Annotated in this window: 1 protein-coding gene; it reads left to right on the forward strand. The window is 34.4% G+C overall.

The features are described 5' to 3' along the window. Window positions 1–418, forward strand: a 418-nt coding sequence (locus AC1DIT_RS28580; protein WP_476998636.1) for a thiol-activated cytolysin C-terminal domain-containing protein, incomplete at both ends; no start/stop codon positions are given.

The raw sequence follows: 418 nt of genomic DNA on the forward strand, positions 1-418 counted from the left end.
CTAAAAATCCAGCATACCCAATTTCATATACAAGCACTTTCTTAAAAGATAACGCAACTGCTGCTGTTCATAACAATACAGATTATATTGAGACTACAACTACAGAATATTCTAGTGCTAAAATGACACTTGATCATACTGGTGGATATGTTGCTCAATTTGATGTATCTTGGGATGAATTCTCATATGATMAAAATGGYAAAGAAGTACTAACCCATAAAACTTGGGAAGGAAACGGCAGAGACAGAACTGCTCATTTCAATACAGTCATACCACTTCCGCCGAATTCAAAAAATGTAAAAGTCGTAGCAAGAGAATGTACAGGTCTTGCATGGGAATGGTGGAGAACAATTATTAATGAACAAAATGTTCCATTAACAAATGAAATGAAAGTTTCAATTGGAGGAACAACATTATA

The organism is Bacillus sp. 05T22 (assembly GCF_056396765.1).